Below are 982 nucleotides of genomic sequence, written 5' to 3' on the forward strand. Positions count from 1 at the left end.
ATCGGGCGCTTTTAACACCGCAAACCCGGCCTGATCGACCTTGTTCTTGTGCAGCTTGTTCACTCTGCCGAGTCGTTTGAGGATTTCGCCGCCAAATTTCAGGCTATCGCTGATGGTGGCGGTCTGCACCAGATCAAACAGCGTATGGTCGAGATAGCGATCGCCACTCATGCCCACGCCGCCAATCAGATCCGATTCGTTTTGCGTTTCCGCCAAAAAGCGCGCTGCGGTGCTGGTTGCACCTTTCTTCGACAGCGCAAACACCGAAGAACCGCGCGCCGCACGGTTGGTGAAGGCATCCGCATGAATCGAAACAAACAGATCGGCGCGCTGCTTACGCGCTTTCGCCACCCGCACGCGCAGCGGAATAAACACATCTTCATTGCGCGTCATGTACGCCTTCATATTGGGTTCGCGTTCAATCAGACTGCGTAGCCGCCGCGCAATCTGCAACACAATATCTTTCTCACGCGTGCGATTTTTACCGATGGCTCCAGGATCTTCGCCGCCGTGACCGGGATCGAGCATGATAACCAACGGACGATCGCGCCCCGCTTTGCCCGCCAACGGCGCTTCCGACGGTAATTTACTCTCCAGATCGCCCTTGTTGTAATCCTCCAGCAGCGCCAGCAGCGGATCTTCCGCATTGTCATAGCGCCCAACCGCAGGATAGAGATCCAACACCAATCGGTGTTTAAACTCAGCGATGGGATCGAGGGTAAAGACTTTCGGGTTAGTGGCTTGCTTCAGCTCTAACACCAGCCGCACGGTTTTGGGATCAAACTGCCCAATGCGGGCTTCTTTGATCAACGGATCGTCAGACTGAAACTGCTGTGACACCGTTTTCAACACGCTGTTGAGTTGGATATCGTCGATATCCACGACCAGCCGGTCGGGGTTGGTTAGCATAAACTGCTTGTATTTTAGCGTGCGGTTAGACTCTAGGGTGACGCGGGTATAGGCTGAAGAAGGCCAGACGCGA

At 55.0% G+C, this 982-nt stretch carries 1 protein-coding gene; it reads right to left on the reverse strand.

Translation table 11 applies throughout. The annotated features are described in order from the left end of the window. Positions 1-982, reverse strand: a 982-nt coding sequence (locus J5224_RS30180) for an N-acetylmuramoyl-L-alanine amidase (protein WP_264628733.1), incomplete at both ends; no start/stop codon positions are given.

It is taken from the genome of Candidatus Symbiopectobacterium sp. NZEC135 (assembly GCF_025962695.1).